The 21,446-nt window shown below is 63.7% G+C and carries 18 protein-coding genes and 4 pseudogenes; 11 read left to right on the top strand and 11 right to left on the bottom strand.

The features are described from left to right. Positions 1-26 precede the first annotated feature (26 nt). The 9 genes and pseudogenes from AWB74_RS39030 to AWB74_RS38995 form a co-directional block, all read right to left on the bottom strand. Complete coding sequence (locus AWB74_RS39030) at positions 27-1,172, bottom strand: porin (protein WP_061151923.1); 1,146 nt, start codon at positions 1,170-1,172, stop codon at positions 27-29. A 254-nt stretch (positions 1,173-1,426) separates the two neighbouring features. After that, positions 1,427-1,690: a thioredoxin domain-containing protein gene (locus AWB74_RS48305; RefSeq protein ID WP_061151922.1), complete on the bottom strand. Its 264-nt coding sequence runs from the start codon at positions 1,688-1,690 to the stop codon at positions 1,427-1,429. After that, positions 1,690-2,025, bottom strand: coding sequence for a DsbA family protein (locus AWB74_RS48300; protein ID WP_061151921.1), 336 nt, complete (start codon positions 2,023-2,025; stop codon positions 1,690-1,692). Before AWB74_RS48300 ends, AWB74_RS48305 begins: the two co-directional genes overlap by 1 nt. Before the next feature lie 61 nt (positions 2,026-2,086). Continuing rightward, a pseudogene (locus AWB74_RS47765) lies at positions 2,087-2,203 on the bottom strand (alpha/beta hydrolase); the annotation flags it as partial. Positions 2,204-2,221: 18 nt separating this feature from the next. Further along, positions 2,222-3,070, bottom strand: a complete 849-nt coding sequence (locus AWB74_RS39015; RefSeq protein ID WP_061151920.1) for a TauD/TfdA dioxygenase family protein — start codon at positions 3,068-3,070, stop codon at positions 2,222-2,224. Positions 3,071-3,079: 9 nt separating this feature from the next. Beyond that, a complete protein-coding gene (locus AWB74_RS39010; protein WP_061151919.1) occupies positions 3,080-4,060 on the bottom strand; it encodes a quinone oxidoreductase family protein in 981 nt (326 codons plus the stop codon). 332 nt (positions 4,061-4,392) lie between these two features. After that, on the bottom strand, positions 4,393-5,715 hold the full coding sequence (locus tag AWB74_RS39005; RefSeq protein WP_061151918.1) for an MFS transporter: 1,323 nt from the start codon (positions 5,713-5,715) through the stop codon (positions 4,393-4,395). A gap of 208 nt (positions 5,716-5,923) precedes the next feature. Then, a complete protein-coding gene (locus AWB74_RS39000) occupies positions 5,924-6,502 on the bottom strand; it encodes an RBBP9/YdeN family alpha/beta hydrolase (protein WP_061151930.1) in 579 nt (192 codons plus the stop codon). 117 nt (positions 6,503-6,619) lie between these two features. Further along, a complete protein-coding gene (locus tag AWB74_RS38995; protein WP_061151917.1) occupies positions 6,620-7,681 on the bottom strand; it encodes a BKACE family enzyme in 1,062 nt (353 codons plus the stop codon). 149 nt (positions 7,682-7,830) lie between these two features. Between AWB74_RS38995 and AWB74_RS38990 the strand changes: the two genes are divergently transcribed. After that, positions 7,831-8,868, top strand: a complete 1,038-nt coding sequence (locus AWB74_RS38990) for an AraC family transcriptional regulator (RefSeq protein WP_087039447.1) — start codon at positions 7,831-7,833, stop codon at positions 8,866-8,868. 123 nt (positions 8,869-8,991) lie between these two features. On the opposite strand, the pseudogene AWB74_RS47760 reads toward AWB74_RS38990, so the two are convergent. Then, positions 8,992-9,201, bottom strand: a pseudogene (locus AWB74_RS47760) (hypothetical protein); the annotation flags it as partial. 8 nt (positions 9,202-9,209) lie between these two features. Between AWB74_RS47760 and AWB74_RS38985 the strand changes: the two are divergent. From AWB74_RS38985 to AWB74_RS47755, 8 genes and pseudogenes are all read left to right on the top strand, one after another. Then, positions 9,210-10,095 (top strand): annotated as a pseudogene (locus AWB74_RS38985) (IS4 family transposase); the annotation flags it as partial. A 219-nt stretch (positions 10,096-10,314) separates the two neighbouring features. Then, positions 10,315-11,958, top strand: coding sequence for a fatty acid--CoA ligase (locus AWB74_RS38980; RefSeq protein WP_061151916.1), 1,644 nt, complete (start codon positions 10,315-10,317; stop codon positions 11,956-11,958). 21 nt (positions 11,959-11,979) lie between these two features. Further along, complete coding sequence (locus AWB74_RS38975; protein WP_061151915.1) at positions 11,980-12,447, top strand: MaoC family dehydratase; 468 nt, start codon at positions 11,980-11,982, stop codon at positions 12,445-12,447. A gap of 45 nt (positions 12,448-12,492) precedes the next feature. After that, the gene (locus AWB74_RS38970) at positions 12,493-14,196 is read left to right on the top strand and encodes an alpha/beta fold hydrolase (protein ID WP_061151914.1); all 1,704 of its coding nucleotides are present in this window, start codon (positions 12,493-12,495) and stop codon (positions 14,194-14,196) included. A gap of 63 nt (positions 14,197-14,259) precedes the next feature. Further along, the gene (locus AWB74_RS38965; RefSeq protein WP_061151913.1) at positions 14,260-14,679 is read left to right on the top strand and encodes a phasin family protein; all 420 of its coding nucleotides are present in this window, start codon (positions 14,260-14,262) and stop codon (positions 14,677-14,679) included. A gap of 46 nt (positions 14,680-14,725) precedes the next feature. Beyond that, positions 14,726-15,559: a poly(3-hydroxyalkanoate) depolymerase gene (gene phaZ, locus AWB74_RS38960; RefSeq protein WP_061151912.1), complete on the top strand. Its 834-nt coding sequence runs from the start codon at positions 14,726-14,728 to the stop codon at positions 15,557-15,559. After that, positions 15,556-16,695: a DUF445 domain-containing protein gene (locus AWB74_RS38955; protein ID WP_235024861.1), complete on the top strand. Its 1,140-nt coding sequence runs from the start codon at positions 15,556-15,558 to the stop codon at positions 16,693-16,695. The genes phaZ and AWB74_RS38955 overlap by 4 nt, the downstream gene beginning before the upstream one ends. Next, positions 16,692-16,862 carry a DUF445 family protein gene (locus AWB74_RS47755; RefSeq protein ID WP_327363066.1) on the top strand — a complete coding sequence of 57 codons (171 nt, stop codon included), beginning with the start codon at positions 16,692-16,694 and terminating at the stop codon, positions 16,860-16,862. The genes AWB74_RS38955 and AWB74_RS47755 overlap by 4 nt, the downstream gene beginning before the upstream one ends. Here AWB74_RS47755 and AWB74_RS38950 read toward each other — a convergent pair whose 3' ends face one another. Next, positions 16,863-19,598 carry a LuxR C-terminal-related transcriptional regulator gene (locus AWB74_RS38950; RefSeq protein WP_061151911.1) on the bottom strand — a complete coding sequence of 912 codons (2,736 nt, stop codon included), beginning with the start codon at positions 19,596-19,598 and terminating at the stop codon, positions 16,863-16,865. A gap of 237 nt (positions 19,599-19,835) precedes the next feature. Between AWB74_RS38950 and AWB74_RS38945 the strand changes: the two are divergent. Continuing rightward, positions 19,836-20,363, top strand: a pseudogene (locus tag AWB74_RS38945) (electron transfer flavoprotein subunit beta/FixA family protein); the annotation flags it as partial. 15 nt (positions 20,364-20,378) lie between these two features. Further along, entirely contained in the window at positions 20,379-21,143 is a 765-nt protein-coding gene (locus tag AWB74_RS38940; protein WP_061151909.1) for an electron transfer flavoprotein subunit alpha/FixB family protein, read from the top strand. Positions 21,144-21,446: the final 303 nt, after the last annotated feature.

Genomic DNA, 21,446 nt, shown 5'->3' with positions numbered 1-21,446 from the left:
TGCTCCGGTTGAAGAGGGTGACGGAATCAGAAGGTATGGCGGATGCCGGCCATCGCCGCCGTGGTCGACTTGCCCGGCGCGACGGGAGCCCCATAGATGATCGTCTGGTTCATGGTCCCCTTGTTGTCGACATACCCGACTTGCGCGTACGCCTTGGTCCTCTGGGACAGGTTGTATTCGGCACCCACTGCAACTTCGCTCGAGTGATTCGCCGAATTGTTCCGGTCCTTCAGGTAGTAGTAGCCGGAAGTGATTTTGAAGCGCGGATTGAACTGGTAGCCCAGGCCACCCGATACCATTTCGAAGTCCGCGGTGTTGGTATTCGCCGGATTTTTGCCGATGCCGTACGAGGCGGATATCGAGAACCCGCTGATCGTGTACATCGCGCCGAGATAGTAGAAGCGGTTGTTGGCCAGTCCTGTCGCGGGCACTGCCGGCGTCGTCGGGTAGGTCAGCGGGAACGGATTGGTGTCGTGTCCGTTGTAATACACGGCGGCCAGATTCAGACCGTAGTTCGAATACTTGAGCACGGCCGACTCGCGCGTGCCGCCTTGGAACTGGCCGGCAACGCCGCCCGGCGCGTACTCCAACGCGAGCGAGGCACCATAGAATTTCGGCGAATTGTAGACCAGCGCGTTGCTGTCATACAGGGCACCGATCGGCGCGTTCGTGCTGGTGCCGGGCCAGCCGGCCGCCTGATTCACGCCCAGCCACGCAGTCAGGATACTGCCGAAATACTGTGCGCCGCGGACATCGGTTTCCGACATCGCGTAGATCATCGGGATGATCTGCCGCCCGGCATCGAACGTGCCGAACGGGCCAGATGCCCCGACTGTCGCGAACTGGTTGAACATCGCGGTCGTACCCGGCGTGTCGGCCAGTCCAAACTTGCCGGTCGCGGTGTTGAATGAGCCCTGCAGCTTGAAGTTGATCTTGTAGCCACCACCGATGTCTTCGCCTCCCTTCAGGCCCCAGTAGCTGGCATAGATGCCGCCGTCCTTGAGCTGATAGACGTGCCCCAGGTTGGGCGCATTCGGCCGGAACGTTGCCGCCGACGTGCTTTGATACAGCAGTCCAGTGTCGAGTACGCCGTAGAGCGTGACTGACGATTGGGCATGGGCGGCGGTGGCGAACAACACCAGCACCGCAGTACTGCTCAGCTTTAATTTCATTGCGTCTCCTCCAATTTTGGATGCCGGGCGGGCCCGACGTTAGTATTGTTTTTGTCGATAAAAACTGCGTTGATGCGACGTCGGCGGGTCAGGCCGACAGGTAGTGTTCATCGGGCGACCGGACCGATATCCGGCGTGACACTAGCTGTTCTCCGAGTCGTCCGTCGAGCGCAACATGGCATCAAGGACTGCGCCGGGCCAACATGCACCGGCCAGCGACAACGCCGAATCGATCACAAAATGAGGCACGCCCCTTACGCCCTTACGCCCTTAGCCTGCAACGAACGACGAATCGCCATGTTGTCGTCGCGCCGCGAGACCGCCAGATGTTCTGCAAGGCCCGCCGAGTCAAGACCGCACGCAAGACCAATCCGCTCGAGAGCGTCCGGGTTGCCAATGTCTTCGCCGTCCAGGAAATAGCCGGTGAGTAGCCGATCGATCAGGGATGCAGTCCTACATCCCGTGCCTGTCTCAGCGGCCCAGGAAACGAGGTCGTGCGCTGCCCGTGTGTTGGGCATCACTTCGATCCTGTCGAACGCCAGTTGCACGCCCGCCGCGCGAGCGGCCTCCTGAACTGTGCGCGCCGTGCATCAACGGCCTTTGCACTTCCGAGGCGGTTCACATAGAACGCCTGATAAGGGACGCCACCGGCGGGGATATCGGGCAACAACTGATGCGGGTGGCACCGCACCTCGACGCTGACGTCCGGGCGCAAGCTGCCGAGGCGACGAATTGCGGCATCGAGATTACGCTTGCCAATCAGGCACCACGGGCAGACGAAATCGAAGTGAACATCGACCGTCAGTGACGCGCTTTTATCGACTTCAATAACCTGTTCGGTTGCGCCGTCCATGTCACAGGAGCTCACGGATCCGAGGTCTCTCCCTGCGACCACTCGCCGTAGCCGGCCCGCCGGGTTCAGGTGTCCGACCCTTGGGAAGGCGAGCCTGCGGCAGAGTCTGCCAGTGTTCGGCCGCATGGTCACGCAGGCCTGGCACGATGAGTACGGTTGGTTCTGTATTGAGAGTCACGATGCTGAATCGTTCGAGTTAGTACGGCTTGTCGCCGATGATCCCGGCTCGCTCCATCTTCCGATGGCACGGCGCGTAGTCCATCACCGCGTAGTGCTGCGTACTGCGGTTGTCCCAGATCGCGATGCTGTTCGGCTTCCACCGCCAGCGCACCTGGTACTCGGGGATGTAGGCCTGGGTGATGAGATAGCGCAGCAACTCGCCCGCGCCCGGGTTGGCGTCCTGCCCGAAGCGCACCCGTGCCGGCGTGTGATAGTTCGTGAAATGGGTGGTGAATGCGCTCACGAATAACACCTTCTCGCCTGTCTCCGGGTGCGTTCGCACGACGGGGTGCTCCGCGTCCGGATATTGCGTCTTCAGCGCAAGTCGCTTCTCAATCGGCATCACGGCGCCGAAGCTCGCCTCGATGCTGTGTCGGCCACGCAGGTCTGTAATCTGGGTCTTGATGTGGTCTGGCAGATTCTCGTAGGCGAGAGCCATATTCGCCCACATCGTGTCGCCCCCGACGGGCGGACATTCCACGCAGCGCAGGACCGCGCCGAACTGCGGCGCTTCGCGCCAGGTGGCATCCGCGTGCCATGCGTTTTCGTACCGGTCGTTCGGCTGGTCCGGGGTCTTGTAGATACGCACGAGACCGGGATGGTCCGGGTCGCTGCCCGCGACGGGATGATCTTCCAGTTCGCCAAAGCGGCGCGCGAAGGCCACATGCTCGGCGCGCGTGATGTCCTGGTCGCGCAGAAACACCACGCGATGCTTCAGCAGCGCCGACCGAATCTCGGCAAACAGACCGTCATCGCTGATGGCATCGGCCAGATTCACGCCGATCAGTTCGGCGCCGATCGAGCAGGTTAGTTGTTCGACTTGCATGGCGTCTCCTCAGATGACGAAGACCGAGGAGCCGGTCGTCTTGCGCGATTCGAGGTCCCGGTGCGCTTGCGCCGCATCCTCAAGCGCGTAACGCTGGTTCAGTTCGATCTTGATGTGGCCCGCGGCGATATGCCCGAAGATTTCACCGGCGAGTTCGTTCTTCTCGGCGGGGTCGGCGATATAGTCCGCCAGCGCCGGCCGGGTCAGGTAGAGCGAGCCCTTCATCGCGAGAGTCTGCGGATTGAAGGGCGGAATCGGACCGGAAGCGGTGCCGACGCAGACCATCAGGCCGCGGCGCTTGAGCGAATCGAGCGACCCTTCGAAGGTATCCTTGCCGACGCTGTCGAACACGACATTCACGCCGACGCCACCGGTCAGTTCGCGCACGCGTTTCGCGACGTCTTCCCGGCTGTAATAGATGATGTGGTCGCAGCCATGCGCGCGGGCCACCTCGCCCTTGGCCTCGGACGAAACCGTGCCGATCACGGTGAGACCGAGCAGCTTCGCCCATTGCGACACGATCAGGCCGACACCGCCGGCGGCCGCATGCAGCAGGATGGTATCGCCCGCCTTGAAGTCGCAAATGCGGCGCATCAGATAGGAGGAGGTCAGGCCTCGCATTGTCATACCGGCAGCCGTTTCGCAGGAGATCGCATCAGGCAGCTTGATGAGCGGCGCGGCCGGAATCAGGCGTTCGGTGCTGTAGGCGCCGAGCGTGTTGATAAAGCCGGTGTAGGTCACGCGGTCGCCGACGGCGACGTTTGTCACATCTGGACCGACAGCTTCGACCACGCCTGCGGCCTCTACGCCCATGCCAGCAGGCAGCGGGACCGGGTAGAGACCGCTACGGAAGTAGGTGTCGGCGAAATTCAGACCCACAGCCTCATGGCGTAGGAGGACCTTTCCGGGACCCGGTTCGCCCACTTCAACGTCCTCGTAGCGCAAGACTTCGGGACCACCGGTTTCATGGAAGCGCACTGCTTTCGCCATCTTCAATCTCCTATCCGTTACTCAAACTGCAAAATAGATTTCGCCTGCGGCCGAACGGCTTTTCCTACCCCAGACGCGATGTCAATCTGAAACTGCTATATCAAGCACACCGTGATGAAGGCCCGCCGCACGAAGACGTGGTGTTGCATGCCAAGGATCTACTCCGGTTGCCAGCAGCACGCCGCTGAAGTCAGTCACGCAGGCGTCCCGCGCGGGGCCCGTACCTGATGCGTCGGTCACAGCGGGCCGCCTTGGGTCAGGTTCATGCATTGGCAAACTGGCGTTGTCTCGTCGTGAGCAAGCGAACGGTGCCGTTGCGCGGTGAGAATCCATCAGCGTGCGGCTTGCTCGCGCAGGGCGTTCAGGCGGTCCAGATCCCCGCCGTAGTTCCGCTTGCCGATAAAAAATGCGACTGCGGCGATGAGGGGTGCAAACGGAACGAGTTGCAACGCGCCAAGCAGCCCGATCCGGTCGGCGACAATGCCCGTCAGAATGGCAGCGGGTGCCAGACCGAGCAGATTGTTCGCCAGCGTCAGGGTGGCAAACGCGGACGAATGAATCGACGGCGGAGTGAGATTGGCCACCATCGCGCCCGAGGGGCCGCTCGCGCCTGCACTGAAGAACATGCCGACGCCGATCAAAACGAGTTGCACCGTACCGGCCGGCATGCGGAAACCAAGCGCGAGCAACGTGAAGCTTGCCAGGCAGAAGACGATCGCAGCGCCCCATTTCCTTTCGCGTGCATTCCTGCTTAGCCGGTCGGCCAGATTTCCGCACACCACCATGCCCAGGCCCGTCACCAGCACAAACACTGCCGCGCACACTGCGGCGTTGCCGGCGGTCATGCCGTAGTAGCGGTTCAGAAAGCTCGGCATCCACGCCCAGACGGCGGCCGGGACCAGCAGGTGGATGCCGCTGCCGACATAGGCACACACGATCGACCTCGTCGAAAAGAGCCCCTTCATCAGCGCGTGAAAACTCATGCGCACGTTGAGCCCGTGCTCTTGCCTTCGCATGCTTGCCGGCTGGAGCGGCGCAAGGCGCTTTTCGCTGATGACAAACCGGTAGGTGATGACCAGCACGATCCCCATGGCCGCCATTGCGCCGAACGCCGCGCGCCAGCCCATATGAGCGGCAACCGCACCGCCAAGCGCCATGCCCAGCACTGAGCCAAACGCCCCTCCCGCCATGAACGTGCCGGTGAGCGTGGAGCGCAGCCGCGCAGGAAAGATGCTCAAGACAACCGCGATGCCGACACTTCCATAAGCGGCTTCACCAATGCCGACGAAGGCGCGCGCGATCAGCATTTCGCCGTAGTTCGTCGCGATGGCGCAGGCCAACGTCGCGAGACTCCACATCGACGCCATCAGGACGATACTTTTCACACGGCCCCAGCGGTCGGCAAGAACCGACAGCGGGAACGTGAGCACGCCGACCATCAGCGCGACCACACTGCTAAGCGAGCCCAGACGTGTGTCGGAAAGGTTCCACGTGGCCTTGAGCAGTGGAAACACTGCATTCAACACCTGCCGCGACATATAGTCGGAAAGCAGCAGGCCGACGGTCAAGGCGAACACGACCCACGCATAGGCGCGTACGTTCGTCTCAGTCGTCGCAATTCCGCCCGCAGCGGGCTCGACATGGGTGGTCAACATCGGTCGTCTCCTTTGCGTCGCGCTCTTTGGCGGGCGCTATTGGCCGCCTGGACATGCGCGGCTGATTCTCGTTACCTTCGCCGGTCTCTCAGGTCAGCTTCGGCGGTCTATTGCTCTTGTCTCTGTCGTGACGATGCGCGGCTTCCTGCTGCTTGCAGATTCGCTGCTCCCATCGCTACGTCAACGGTCGACGGGAGGGGGCGGGGGACTAGGGCGTCGCACCTAGCCGTGCGATCAACTGCTCGGCCATCGGCCAGGGACCGAAGCCGGACGCCGGATTCAAGTGCCCGACGTTCCCCACGTCCACCGTGTCACTTCCCCACGCTTGCGCGAGCTCGAGCACCCTTGAAAGCTCACTCAGAGGATCGTCCTGGCTGGTAGCCACCAGGCTGGGGAACGGAAGCGGTTGGCGCGGCACCGGAAGCCATCCGCTGTTCTCGATCGATGCCAGGGTCGGATAACCATCCGGCATGGGGCGTTCAAAGTCAGGCGGACATGCTAGCAGCGCACCTTTGATGCGTGCCGCATGCGCGGTTGTTAGAGCCCAGTGAGCGAGCATGATGCAGCCACCGCTGTGGGCGACCAGCAGAACAGGGCCGTCGATCTCTGCCACGGCCTGCTCGATCGCCGCGACGCGACGGGAGCAATCGAGATTCTCGCGGCCCATCGGCGGCACCGTGCGAGCCTCGGCTAGCCGCTCGGCCAGCAGCGTCTGCCAATGCTCTGCAACCTGGTCACGCAGACCGGGGACGATAAGCACAGTGGATGTTTTCATATGGAATTCCATTTTGCATAGCACACGAGCGAGTAACTGCTCGCATCTATGCATCGAATCGAGCGCGAAGACAGATGCCGCACCGGCCGAAGGGCTCATTCAGGCCGGCGCGATGCGAAGCGTCAGCGCTTACGCCGCCACTCGCTGAGGGCTTGAGCGCTCCGCGGGCTTCCGATTCGGCGGGAACCCGTTGGCTGCCAGCGCTTGGTCTGCGTTCTGGTAGAACGTGCCGATCTTGTAGATCTCTCGGGCTTCACGGGCATTCGCGACGTCGCGGCCGGCCTCATGGGAGATGCGCACGAGCTGCTCGATCTGCTCGACGGTTCCCATCTTTCGGTCGCGCCGCTGCGTCCAAATGTTGTCCTCATTGCCGCAACGCACATGCAGTCCCATGGCGATAGCCATCATGTTCAAGGGCAGCACATTCAGCATCGACGATTCGAGGGTCAGCACTGAGCCATCGGGACAGGCACGGACGAAGTTCGCCAGGTTATAGATGTTCGGCGCGTCGAAGCCACCGCCGAGCGCCACCCAGGTGAGGATCAGAGGCACGTTGGCCACGCCGCGGCGCATCATGCGTTCCAACGTTTCGATCTGGGTGGTATTGGCAAGCTGGAAGTGCGCCTGGACGCCGTTAGCCGACAGTCGCCGGATATGTTCTTCCAGCCATTCCGGGCCGCCCGGGATCGTCATTTCACGATACGCGTGCATCAGGGCCGGCTCACCAAGTGAAATACCCTTAAGGTCAGCTTCGCACATCTGTTCAATCACGTTCATCTGGTTCGTGTTGACAACAACCGTCACCTGGTCCGCCTTCGGATCAAGATCGGCCAGCATGTGGCGAGTGTCATCGGAGAGCCACTTGGCAACGTCGGCCTCGCTTTCCGGCGCAAACGAGATTGACCCGCCCACCTGGATGATCATGTCTGGCACCGCGGCGCGCACTCCGGCGATGAGTTCATTGAACTTGGACAGGCGCTTTGAGCCCTTGCCGTCCAACTCCCGCACATGCAGGTGAAGCACCGTGGCGCCGGCGTTGTAGCAGTCGACGGCCTTCTGGATATGCTCGTCCATCGTGATCGGAATGTCTTCCGGGAAATCGGACGGCATGAATGCGGGCGCATAGGGCGCTGCCGTGATCACGAGCTTCTGCTGGTTCTCCGGAAAATGGGCGCCGTCAAGGAAGTGCATGGAAATCTCCTGATTTTGGAACGAGGTGCGGATCGTTTGCTTTGGGAGCCGACATATAAGTCGGATCGGGCAACGTCCAAAGATTATTCCTCCAGCGTCGGTTACGATGTATTATCTGGGACATACCATGTCGAAATTGGGACAAAGCCATGTCGGGGTTTACGCCGTTGATCCGAAGCGCCAGTCTGGCCGGCTACGCAGACCTCGCGCAACGCTATGGTCTCGACCCGGATGCCATGCAGCGCGACGCGGGCGTGAGTCCTCGCAACCTTCTCGACCCGGATATACCGATCAGCGCGATGGCCGTTCGCCAGTTGCTGGAGGACAGCGCATTGGCGGCAAGCGTGGAGGATTTCGGGTTGCAACTCGCTGCGGGCCGCCGCCTGTCGAATATGGGGCCCATCAGCGTTGTGATGCGGGAAGCGCAAAGTGCGCGGCAAGCACTGGAAAGCCTGTGTCGCTATATGCGGCTCGTCAACGGTGCGCTGCTGACCAGCATCGAGGACTACGACGACGCCGTGCTAATTCGCGAAGAGATCCTCGTCACCGACAAGCGACCGGTGCGACAGGCCATCGAGATGGCCATTGGCGTGCTGCATCGCACGCTCAAAGAACTCCTGGGACCCGCTTGGCGCCCGCGCAACGTCAGCTTCGAGCATCGTCCACCACGCGGCGCCACATGTCACAGAGCGCTCTTTGGCATACCGGTGGAGTTCAACGCAAGCTTTAATGGCATTGTCTGCGCCGCAAAGGAGATGGACGCGCTTATGCCAGCCAACGACTTCCGGATGGCATCGTATGCCCGTCAATTCCTGGACCAGGCGCTATCTGGCGCCGGTGAAAGTGCGACGAACACGGTGCGGCAGGTTGTGACGGCCATGTTGCCGGGCGGACGGTGTACGTCGGATCAAGTGGCCAGACACCTGGGTGTAGACCGGCGGACGTTACATCGTCGACTCTCTGCGGAAGACACAAACTTCCTGTCTGTGCTTCAGGCCGTTCGTGCGGAACTCGCCGCACGGCAGATTCTCGACGGCAATCGCTCGTTGGCTGAGCTCACTGACCTTCTCGGCTTCTCCAGTTCAAGCGCCTTTGCTTATTGGTTCAGGAAGCACTTCGGCATGACCGTCTCACAGTGGCGGGAGGCTTCGCTAAGCGCGGAAAGTCCAGCGTTAAACCGAAGCTGAAAACCGCTAGTGACCGGACATAGAACCTGCCACCAGTCAACGTGAGCGACTTGTCGCTCTCTCCAATATTGCGAGCTTAATCGCTGCGCAGCACGCCGGCTCCGGGCGGACTTCACGGTGCGACTATGAAGCGCTTGTTGATTTGCGCCGGAAACCGACCCCACTTTTTGCATCTAAAACTGACTCACCCCCCTTGATGCAGAAAGCGTCGATTTCCTCCTCTTTTTGTCGTTTGGGTAAGCTTTTCCGGATTGCGGCTCGCGAAGCGGGCTGCCCCGCCGTGCTGTTTCTGAAGCGCCAGGAGTCGTTGCCTGTTTCGACTATGTGGCAGTGGGCGGCAGATGACGCAAGAGAAATCGAGCTGGGCGGCGGCAGAATTCAAGGGCATTGATTTGGGCGATGAACGCCTGAACAAGCGCGCCGTGCTACTGGCTGTGCGGCTGGCGGATTAGCCGACGGCAAGCATCCCCACGCATGCGGCGGCTGGGCGGGAAACAGCGGCAGCGTATCGCTTCCTGGCGCAAGAGGAGCTGGACTGGCGCGACATCATGGCGCCACATTGGCAGCATTCATCCGAACGGATGCGGGCGTGCGAAGTAGTGCTTTGTATTCAGGAGCACCACGCAGTTGGACTTTAACGGCCAAACCATCACAGGCTTGGGTCCGCTGTCGTATGAAGCGCAACGTGGGCTATATCTGCACCCGACTTACGCGGTGACGCCATCGCGCGAACCGCTGGGCGTGCTTGACGCGTACATATGGGCGCGCGAGTCCAAGGGTGCGGACGGCGTGCGCCCCGGCATCAAGGAAGGCACCCGCTGGACCGAGGGATATGAGCGGGTTGCCGAACAAGCGGCCGCATTGCCTGCCACCCGACTCGTCTATGCGGCTGACCGGGAATCGGACATTGCGGCGCTGATGGTCAAAGCAAAGGAGTCGGGCCACCCCTGCGGATTGGTTACTGCGCTCGCAGCACAATCGCACCTTGCCTGACGGCGACAAGCTGTGGGACCAAGTGACTGCGGGTGAGCCAGCGGGTGGATTCACTTTACGTTGGCAGCCCGTCAGGCTTAGCCTGCGCGCGCGGTACGGCAGCAGGTGTGGCCGCAGCGTGTCGCGTTGTCGGGTGCTGCCGGCGGCGTGGTGAGTGCCACCTGCATCGTCGCCCGCGAGGTCGATCCGCCGGCAGGCGTCAAGCCGATTGAATGGCGACTGCTGAGTAATCGCCCTATATTTCCCTACCGCTGTTCCAGATGTCGTTATCGACCGCGGCAAGCGATCCAGAACCTAGGCGACGTCGGGGCCGGCCAAGGTTAACCGCGGCAAGCTCCCCCGTTCGGGGGATGGTTCCGAATCCCGTTCGCTTCGATCATTCACTTACCGGAAACGACATCGCCGCCAACCGGCGTGTCCGCCCCTCTAACAGAATGAGACAAGGAGACAAAGATGCGGGACGACCTCCAGGCCGCCGCGCCCTCGGCCTACGCCTATCCGTTGCTGATCAAGCAACTGCTGCACACGCCATTCATTCAGGCGCCCGACCAGGAGATTGTCTACCGAGGCGGGACGCGCATGACCTATACGGGCCTGGGCGAGCGCATCGCGCGACTCGCCGGTGGTCTGAGCCGGCTCGGCGTACAGCACGGCAGCACCGTCGCCGTGATGGACTGGGATAGCCACCGCTATCTGGAATGCTACTTCGCGGTGCCGATGATGGGCGCGGTCCTGCAGACCGTCAACGTGCGTCTCTCGAATGCGGAGATCGCGTACACGATCAATCACGCGGGCGCAGAAGTTCTGCTCGTCCATACCGATTTCCTCCCGGTGCTGGCGGCGATCAAGGATCAGCTCGAAACCGTGTGCACCTTCGTCCTGATCGACGAGCAGGACGGCGAGACCTGCGAGCACGCCATTTCGTTCGCAACCGAATACGAGGCGATGCTCGCCGCCGCCGCCGCTCACTACGATTTCCCGGACTTCGACGAAAACACGCGCGCCACCACGTTCTACACGACCGGCACGACGGGCCTGCCCAAGGGCGTCTACTTCTCGCATCGTCAGATCGTGTTGCACACCATCACCGTGATGGCGGCGTTGGCGAGCCCCGAATCGGGTCAGCGCTTTCATCGCGGCGACGTGTATATGCCGCTCACGCCGATGTTCCATGTGCATGCGTGGGGCATGCCCTACATCGCCACCATGCTGGGCGTAAAGCAGGTCTATCCGGGACGCTACGTGCCGGACCGGCTGGTGCGGCTGCTGCACGATGAAGGCGTGACGTTCTCGCATTGCGTCGGCACGATCCTGCATATGCTGCTCACCTGCGGCGAAGCGAAATCCGCCGACCTCAGCAGATGGAAGGTGGTCATCGGCGGCGGAGCGCTGACGCACGGGCTGGCGCGCGCCGCGCTCGGTCGCGGCATCGATGTCTTCACGGGCTACGGCATGTCGGAGACGTGCCCGGTGCTGAGCCTGGCGCAACTGAAACCCGGCGACGAATCCCTCGATCTCGACGAGCAAGTGCGCCTGCGCTGCCGCACCGGTTCGCCGATTCCGCTCGTTGATCTGCGCATCGTCAACGCGAACATGGAAGATGTCGCGCACGACGGCAAGGCCAACGGCGAAATCGTCGTCCGCGCGCCGTGGCTCACGCAAGGCTATCTCAACAACCCCGAGGCATCCGAACAGCTCTGGGACGGCGGCTATCTGCATACGCAGGACATCGCGAGCATCGGCGCGAACGGCAGCCTTCTGATCACGGATCGCATGAAGGATGTGATCAAGTCGGGTGGCGAATGGATCTCGTCGCTCGAAGTCGAGAGCCTGATTTCGATGCACCCCGGCGTCTCCGAAGTCGCCGTGATCGGCGTCAGCGACGAGAAGTGGGGCGAGCGGCCGGTCGCGCTCGTCGTGGTGCGCGCGGACGCGGTCATCACCGAGGATGAGATCAAGCGTCACGTGCTGACGTTCAGCGCATCGGGACGCATCTCGAAGTACGCGGTGCCGCAAATCGTCAGGTTCGTCGATGGACTCGAAAAGACGAGCGTCGGCAAGGTGAACAAGAAATGGCTGCGCGCCCAGTTCGTCTGATCGGTCACAAGGAGCCAGGCAATGTCGAGCATCAAGCAATACCGCGTCGCATCGATCGAGGATTTCGTGGGTCGGGAGCTGGGCGTGTCGGACTGGACGGTCGTGGATCAGGCGCGCATCGATGACTTCGCGCGCTGCACCGGCGACACGCAGTGGATCCACGTCGATGTCGAACGCGCGAAGCGTGAGAGTCCGTTCGGCGGATCCATCGCGCATGGCTATCTGACGCTGTCGCTGCTGGCGCCGCTCGCAATGGACATCGGCGTCATTCCCCAGGACGCATCCGCCGGTCTCAACTACGGGCTGGACAAGGTGCGCTTCATGACGCCGGTGAAGGCCGGTGCGCGCGTGCGCAACCGCGTGAGCCTGCTGTCGGTGGAGCGAAAGAGCGGCGGGCGGGTCATCGTCAAGACGAAGAACGAGCTGGAGATAGATGGTGAGGACAAGCCGGCGCTCATCGCCGAGACGCTGGCGATGCTGATCGCGTAAGCAAACAAAACGAAGAACCTGAGAGCAAGTCGGAGGAGCATCAAAATGGCGGTAAGCACTAAAAGACTGGCGCGTGGAGCGGCAGCGAACGACCTCGTGCATTCGGCGACGGAAGGCATGCCGGGCCCGAATCCGTTCGTGGGGCTGCGTCCTTGCGACGTCGTCGCGACCGCGCGCCATATCGGCGCGCAGGCGTGGCGGCAACCCGCGCTGATCGTCGAACAGGAAGCCGCGCTGATCCGCGATCTGATCGCCGCTCTGAGCGGCGACGCGCCGGGCGCGCCGCAGGGCGACAAGCGTTTCGCCGATGTCGCGTGGCGCGACAACGCGCTCTATCGCATGACGATGCAAGGCTATGTCGCGTGGCGCGACGCGCTCTCCGGCTTCGTCGACCGCTCCGCGCTCGACCCAAAGAGCAAGGAGCGCGCGCAATTCGTGATGTCCCTCTTCACCGACGCGATGTCGCCGACTAACACCCTGCTCGGCAACCCGGCCGCGCTCAAGAAAGCTGTCGATTCGGGCGGCGCGAGCCTGATAGGCGGCCTGAAGAACGCCGTGACGGACATGGTGAAGAATCAGGGCATGCCCGCCCAGGTGGACCGGACCGCATTCGAGGTCGGCAAGAATCTCGGCACGTCGAAGGGCGCTGTCGTGTTTCGCAATGAAGTGCTGGAGCTGATCCAGTACGCGCCGGCCACCGCGAACGTACACAGCCGGCCGCAACTGATCGTTCCGCCGCAGATCAACAAGTTCTACGTGTTCGATCTTTCGCCGGGCAAGAGCATCGTCGAGCATCTGCTGAAGAGCGAGTTTCAGGTGTTCGTCGTGAGCTGGCGCGATCCGACCGCGGCGCAATCCGACTGGGATCTCGACACCTACGTGACGGCGCTTCTCCAAGCGATCGCGGCCGTGCGCGACATCACCGGCAGCGACGATGTCAACCTGCACGGCGCATGCTCAGGCGCCATGACCATCTCGGCTTTGCTCGGACTTCTGGCAAGCCGTGGCGATAAATCCGTTCATGCCGCGACGCTGATGGTGGCCGTGCTCGACAACACGGCGGACTCGCAGCTCGGTCTCTTCGCGACGCCCGAGGCCATCGCTGCGGCGAAGCATGCAAGCACCTCGCGCGGCGTGCTCGCCGGCGAGGAGATGGGACGCGTGTTCGCATGGCTGCGGCCCAACGATCTCGTCTGGAATTACTGGGTCAACAACTACCTGATGGGCAACACGCCGCCCGCGTTCGACATCCTCTACTGGAACAACGACACGACCCGTCTGCCGGCGAAGCTGCACGGCCAGTTGCTCGACATCTTCACGGACAACCTGTTCACGAAGCCCGGCGCGCTGAGCGTGCTGGGAACGCAGATCGACCTGAACGACGTGGCCTGCGACAAATACGTGGTGGCGGGCATCACGGATCACATCACGCCGTGGAAGGGCGTCTACGACACGGTGCGTCTCTTCGGCGGCAAGACGCGCTTTGTGCTGAGTTCGAGCGGTCACATCCAGAGCCTGATCAATCCTCCGGGCAATTCCAAGGCGAAGTTCTATCTCAATCCCGAGCTGTCCGCGAGCGCCGACGCCTGGCTCGACGCTGCCGTGCCGACAACGGATTCGTGGTGGAACGACTGGAGCGTGTGGCTCGCCGCGCGCTCCGGCAAACGCCGCGCGGCGCCTGCCGCGCTCGGCAACGAACGGCATCCGTCGCTCGCGGCCGCGCCGGGCACTTACGTCCTGCAGGACTGACTTCGATGCGCCAGCCGCGTCGCGGCTGGCATCGACTCATTTTCATCGAAAGGAAAACGGATCATGGAATCGACCAATCAAAGCAATTTCTTCGACGGATGCCTCAAGTTCATCAAGCCTTTGCGCTTGTCCGGCTTCAATGCCAACGCCATTCTGGATTCGCGCCGCAAGGACGTCGAAGCGCTCGCGACCGTCGGCACCACCGCGCTGACGGGCATCCAGTCGCTCGGCCAGAAGCAGATTGAAATCCTCTCCGGAACGATGACGCGGGTCCGCGCGCTGTCCGGCAAGCAACCTGGCCAGGAGGCCAGGCCGGCCGCCGCGAGCGAAGCGGTGCAGCAGGCGTTCTACGCGACGCTTTCCGACGTGCGGGAACTCTTCGGCACGGCGTATTGGGCCCACTCCGACAGCTACGCGGTCATTTCGAAGCGCGTCGCGGAGAACGTCGAGGAGTTGAGGGCGCTGCTGCAACCGCGCAAGTAACGCGTCCCGCGCGGCGCATCAACGAGATCAGGTCTGGATGAGAGCAATGAATAACACTTCCGAGTCTGTCGGCATCATGGAAACCCAGACCGTCGATCTCGACGGTCAGCTCGTGCGCGTGGGCGTGCGGCATGGAAGCGACGCATCGCCGCCGCTTCTGATCTTCAACGGCATCGGCGCGAATCTGGAACTCGTCGAGCCGTTCGTCGAGGCGCTGGGGGATGTCGGCGTCATCATTTTCGATATCCCCGGCGTCGGCGGTTCGCCCGTGCCGCTCGCGCCTTATCGCTTCTCGACGCTCTGCGTGTTGACCGACAAGCTCCTTAAGCGGCTGGGACACGATGGGCCCGTCGACGTGCTCGGCGTATCGTGGGGCGGCGCGCTCGCGCAGCAGTTCGCGCGGCAATATCCCGAGCGCTGCCGCAGACTGATTCTCGCATCGACATCGGCGGGCGTGCTCATGATACCGGCGCGGCTTTCCGTTCTGTCGAAGCTGATCGGCCCGCGCCGTTACACCGATCCGGCGTATCTTCAGCAGGTCGGGCCGGAAATCTATGGCGGCGCGTACCGGCGCGCTCCGGAGCTTCTGAAGGAGCACAGCCGCCATATCCAGCCGCCGCGCGGCCGCGGATATCTCTATCAGTTGATGGCCGCCTGGGGCTGGACCAGCATGCACTGGCTGGGCACGTTGCCGCAGACGACGCTCGTGATGCACGGCAACGACGATCCGATCGTGCCGCTGTCCAACGCAAAGATTCTGGCTGTGCGCATCCGGCAATCGGTGCTGTATGTGATCGACGACGGTCATCTGTTTCTGATCACGCGTGCGAAGGACGTCGCGCCGGTCGTGCGCAGGTTCCTGCGTCAGGAGCCGGGTTGAGCTTGCCGTTTCGCGGCGAGCGAGGGGCGGCCGCGAACGCGTCCGCCGCGACGGAAAGCGAGAAGGAACGCCGGATGACCCGCATGCGACGCGCGGCGACCGGTTTGCTCGGCGGCATGGCCGTGCTGCTGTTCGCATGCGTCGTTCTCGAGGAGCGGTATCCGTGGCTCGCGTGGCTGCGATCGTTCGCCGAAGCGGGAACCGTCGGCGCAATCGCGGACTGGTATGCGGTGGTCGCGCTCTTCCGGCATCCGTTCGCGTTGCCGTTGCCGCATACGGCGATCATCGCGCGGAATCAGCCACGCATCGCGGAGAGTCTCGGCAGGTTCGTCGAAGAGAATTTCCTGGAGCCCGAGCTGATCGTCGCGAAACTCGGCGGTCACAATGCCGCGAAGGCGCTGGCGCAATCGCTGTCGAATCGCGCGAACAGCGAGATCATCGCGGCTGCGCTCGTCGAATCGCTTCCCGGCGCGCTGGACACCATCGACGAGAACGAAGCCGCGCGCTTCATCGAATGGATGCTGCTGCCGCGTCTGCGCAGCTTCGACGCGTCGCGCGCGGCCGGCCGCGTGCTGGGCATGCTCGCCGAGGGCGACCGGCATCGGCCGCTCGTGGAACACGGCCTTCGCGCGCTCGAACGCTGGCTCGTGCGTCATGCGGGCGTGCTGAATGCGAAGTTCAGCGCGGCGTCGCGATACACGCCCGCGCGCTTCGACGCCTATGTCGTCGACCGTTTCGTTGCGGGCATCGTCGCGCTGGTGCAGGAAGTGGCCGCCACGCCGGATCATGCGCTGCGCCGCGAGATCGACCGCGCCTTCCTGACTTTCATCGAGCAGTTGCAGACATCGGATACGCATCGCCGCTTCGGTAAGTCGTTGCTGCGCGACTGCATTCGTCAGGTCAGGCGAGCGGGTCATGCGCGCATCGTGCTGAGGCGCATTCGCCGCCATGTAGCCGACGATGCCAGCCGCGAACGCTCCGTCACGCGCGCCATCGCGACTTCCATGCTGGTCTCTTTCGGCGACGGTGTGGCGCGCTCGCCGGCGCTTCAGCACACGCTCAACGCGTGGTGGCTGGAAGCGGCGCGCGCACTCGTCGTGCGCTACCGAAGCCGGTTGACGGAACTGATTAACTGATCACCGAGGTCGTCAAGGGTTGGGACGCGACCGAGGTCAGCCGGAAGATCGAGGCGGAAATCGGCCGCGACCTGCAGTTCGTGCGCGTCAACGGCACGCTGGTCGGCGGCATCGCAGGCGTGCTGCTTCACGCTGGCACGCTTGCCGTGGCGCATTACGCAATCTAGTCAGCCGTGGCGCACGAGCCCGAGAGCCTGCGCGCGCGCGACGGCGTGTGCGCGCTTGTCGACCGCCAGCTTCACGAAGATGTTCTTGACGTGCGACTTGATCGTCTCGGGCGTGACGCCCAGGTCGCGCGCAATCTCCTTGTTCGACAGTCCCTGCGCAATCAGCTCGACGATGTTGCGCTCCCTCGCACTCAGCGGTTCGCGTCCAGCGTCGCGGCGCGATGCGCCGTCGGGCTGGTATTGCGCGCGCCAGCCATCGAGCAGACGGTCGATATAGCTCAGCACGTCGCGGGGCTGCGCCGAATTGCGCGTGTCGTCCCGAAGCGCCTGCAGCAATGGTCCGATCTGCTCGCCCTGATCGAGCAGCGACTGATGGAGCCCCGCGGGCGCGGCCCTCCTCACGACTTCGCCGATGACCTCAACCGCCTCGCCGCGCATGCCAGCGCTCATCCACGCAAGCGCCTGCATGGTGCGCAAGCGCAAGCCCAGGTAATGGTTGTGTCGGCGCCCGGCGCTTTGCCGCGCCTCCTCTAGCAGATCGACGGCTTCGAGGCTGCGGTTCTGGCTCATCGCGACGCAGGCTGCCGCGAGCGCGCGATAATTCTCGATCTCCGCCGACACGGGCGCGCCCGGCCTAGCGCCGTGCGCGGCGAGCGCATCGAGCTGGGCCACGCATGCCGATGCTTCCATCGTTCTGCCTTCCCGCAGATGCAGCCGCGTGCGTTCGACGAGCCCCGCGGCAAGGAGGCGTTGCCAGCCGCGCTTGTGCCCGAGCGTCTGCGCGCGGTCGAGCAGCGCGTAGGCGTGCGCCGGGTTCGAACGCGCTATCGCGATCCGGATCAGCACGCGATAGGCGCTCAGCACGCTGTCCAGCATGGCCGCCAGATCGACGACGGGCATCAGGTCGAGGAGCAGCGCTTCGGCTTCGTCGAGGCGTCGCTGCTCGTAGCGCAACTGCGCGATCATCGGCGCGCACAACGCTGCGGAGACGGACTGCGGGCCGGCGTAGCGCCGGGCCATGTGCATCGCCTCCGTAAAGTACTGCTCGGCCAGCGGGAAGTGCAACTGCTGCATTTCCGTATGGCCGAGCAGGCACAACCGATAGACCGGCGTAACCACATTGCGCTGATCGTCCTCGATGGCGCAGGGAATCCAGGGCGTCGCATACAGCGCCTCGAGATTGCCCGCTCGCCAGTGCGCGAAGCGTACGACGTTGGAGACGACGTTGACCGTCCAGAGATCTCTCGACGGCCGTTCGAGACAGGTCTGCGCGAGTTCGAGCGCGCGTTGCGGGTCGTCCTGCAGGCCCGCCAGCACGGAGCGGATCGCCAGACATTCCCGACGCAGTTGCTCCGCCTCGGCGGCGACGGCAACGCCGTCGGCATCGCGCTCCAGAGCGTCGATCATCGCGAGGGCATCGTCGAAACGCAGCGCGAGCGCCATGCCCCACGCGATCGCCAGCCTCACCTGCAACTGCGCCTGCATCAGATTCGCCGGGAACTCGCGCTGCCAGCCGAGCAGCGTGAGCAGATCGCCTTTCATCACCAGCGTCATCGCGCAACGGCTCATCAGCGCGAGCGCCTCGTCGGTCGCGCCCGCGGCGAGCGCGTGCCTGACGGCGTCCGTCCATTGCGTCTCGCGTGCGTACCACCGGCATGCGCGCAGATGCAGGTCCGCCACCTGACGGCGATAAAGCGTGTCGAGCCGCTGGCGCAGATAGTCGCGCATCAGATGGTGATAACGGAACGAGCGTCCTTCGAGGTCCATCGGTTCCAGCAGGAGCTGGCGCGCGGCGATCGTCTCCAGCATGCCCTGGCTGTCCGCGACGCCAGTGATCGCCTCGCACAGCGACGCGTTCAGCCCCTCCACGATCGACGTGCGCAGCATGAACTCGACCACCTCGGCGGGCAGGCGCTTCAGCATCTCCTGCAGATAGGCCGCAAACGGCCGGGACGCGCCGGACGGCATGGGCGATTCGGCGTCCGTCCGCGATTCCTCCCGCGCCAGCACCGCCGCGGAAATGCGCAGCGCCGCGGCCCAGCCCTCGGTGTTCGCGAAGAGCGAGCGGAGCGTGGACGCGCTCAGCTTGCCCGGACATTCGCGTTCGACGAAGGAACGCGTTTCGTCGAAGTTGAAGCGCAGTGCCGATGCATCGATTTCCAGCAACTCATTGCGCGCCCGCAGGCGTGCGAGCGGCAGCGTTGCGTCGTCGCGGGTGCAGATCACGACGTGGACATGCGACGGCGCGTGCCCGATAAAGAACGCGACGACCTCGCGCACGACCGGCAGGCCGATCAGGTGATAGTCGTCGAGAAAGAGATAAAGTTCGTCCTCGACTTCGATCAGCTCGTTGATCAGCGTCGCGACGATCGATTGCGCGGGCACGAGCGAGGCATCGGCGGTCAGGGCGATCGCGGACGCGCCGATGTTGCCGCACGCCTGTCGCAACGCCTGCGCGAGATGGTGAAGGAAGCGGGCGGGCTCGTCGTCGTCCGCGTCGATGGAAATCCACGCGACCAGCGCGCCGCGCTCGCGCAGCCAGCCGAGCCACGTGAGCGCCAGCGAAGTCTTGCCGAAGCCCGCGGGCGCCTTGATGACGGTGAGACGCTTGTTTTCGGCCTGCGCCGCTAGATCGACGAGCCGCGGCCGATCGATCAGTCCGGCGGGAAGACGTGGCGGAAGGAGCTTCGTGGCGAGCAGAAGGGTGGGCCTGATCGGCTCGATGACTTCGGTCATGTGCGTCGGCGGCTGCGCTCATCGGGTGACGCCGGGCTGCCATCTCCCGCATATGCGAATAGCGCTCCCCTGTACGAGGAATATCGCGCGGCGCCACGCTGGGAGTCCGTGGATTCCATCAGGGGAGATCGGCGTGCAGCCTGGCAACGGCGCAGTGCGAGGCAACGCTTTTTCGATCATACGCGAGTCTCGGTCACGCGGATCGCATTGCAGCGCACAAAACGATTCCCTCACGCGGCCCTGGCGATCGGCGCGGACCGCGGCATTCTCGTCGAGACCGATGCCGCGTTGCAGTCGCTCGCGGTCGCGAAGCTGCTGAAAGCACTGGTCGAACGCGAGCAGCCGCAACTCGTGCTGCTCGGGAAGCAGGCCATCGACAACGACGCTAATCAGGTCGGCCAGATGCTCACGGCGCTGCTCCGCTGGCCGCAGGCGCCGTTTACATCGCGGGTCGCGATCGATGCGGGCAAGGCGACGGTCACGCGAGAGATCGACGGCGGGTTGGAGACGCTCGAACTCGATCTGCCCGTTCTCGTCGCGACCGACCTGCGGCTGAATACGCCGCGGTTCGCGACGCTGCCTAACATCATGAAGGCGAAGAAGAAGCCGCTCGATGTCGTGACGCCGCAGGCGCTCGATGTCGACGTCACACCGCGACTCACGACGCTCGGCCTCGCCGAGCCCGCGAAGCGCAGCGCCGGCGTTTGCGTGGCCGATGCCGCCGAACTCGTGAGCAACCTGCGCAGCGTCGCGCAAGTTATCTGATCGAAGGTGAGATCCATGTCCGTACTCGTTATTGCAGAACACGACAACCAGACGCTTGGCGCAGCCACGCCCCACGCGGTCACGGCCGCCACGCAACTGGGCAGCGACATTGATGTGCTTGTCGCCGGGGCGCAGTGCGCCAATGTCGCCGCGCGGGCGGCGTGCATCGCAGACGTGCGCCGCGTGATCGCCGTCGATGCCGCGCACTATCGTCACGCGCTTGCCGGGAACCTCGCCGCGCTCATCGTGACGCTCGCGGGCGAATACAGCCGCATCGTCGCGCCCGCTACGACGACCGCGAAGAACGTGATGCCGCGCGTCGCCGCATTGCTCGATGTCGCGCAGGTCTCCGACGTCGTCGCGATCCGGTCCGCCAATACATTCGTGCATCCCATCTACGCCGGCAACGTGCTCGCGGCGGTCCGCAGCCCGGACCCGGTCAAGATCGTCACCGTGCGCACGACGGCCTTCGCGGCGGCGGAGCGAGAGGGCGGCAACGGTGAGATCGTGACGCGCGAGGCCGCCGCCGAAGCACGCGGCGCGCGCTTCGTGAGCCAGCAGCTGACGCGCTCGGCACGCGCCGAACTGACCTCCGCGCAACGCGTGATCTCGGGCGGGCGCGGCATGGGCGCGGGCGAGCACTTCGCGCTGCTGGAAGACGTCGCGGACAAGCTCGGCGCGGCGGTCGGCGCCTCGCGCGCAGCGGTGGATGCCGGCTTCGCGCCGAACGACTGGTGGACCGCCTGTACTTCGTTCAGCACCCGAATCTTTTCCCGATAAGTCCATCGTAAGTCACACGTGCGTGTCCGGCTTCAGTGAGGGAGACGGGCACTTGCACCGGCCAAGGTTCAAGCGCGTCAAGAAAGAGAAACGTAGCCGCTTGACAAACCGACATTCGAACGAGGGCAATGGCCGATGACGCGTCCACGGGGCCGCGAGCGGCTGGCCGTTGTATTTCGTCAAGAGACGCTCGAGTTCCGAGGGTCGAACGGCCGAGAAGGGTCGGTGGACGAAACCGCTCGCGCGGTATTGGGGCTCCGGCGGGCGTTAGCGGTATGGCGCAGGAAACCCGCGCGGTTCCCA

This window comes from Caballeronia arvi (assembly GCF_001544695.2).
Taxonomy (GTDB): domain Bacteria; phylum Pseudomonadota; class Gammaproteobacteria; order Burkholderiales; family Burkholderiaceae; genus Caballeronia; species Caballeronia arvi.
Note: the sequence above shows the minus strand (reverse complement) of the source record. Positions and strands in the feature narration are given on the sequence as shown.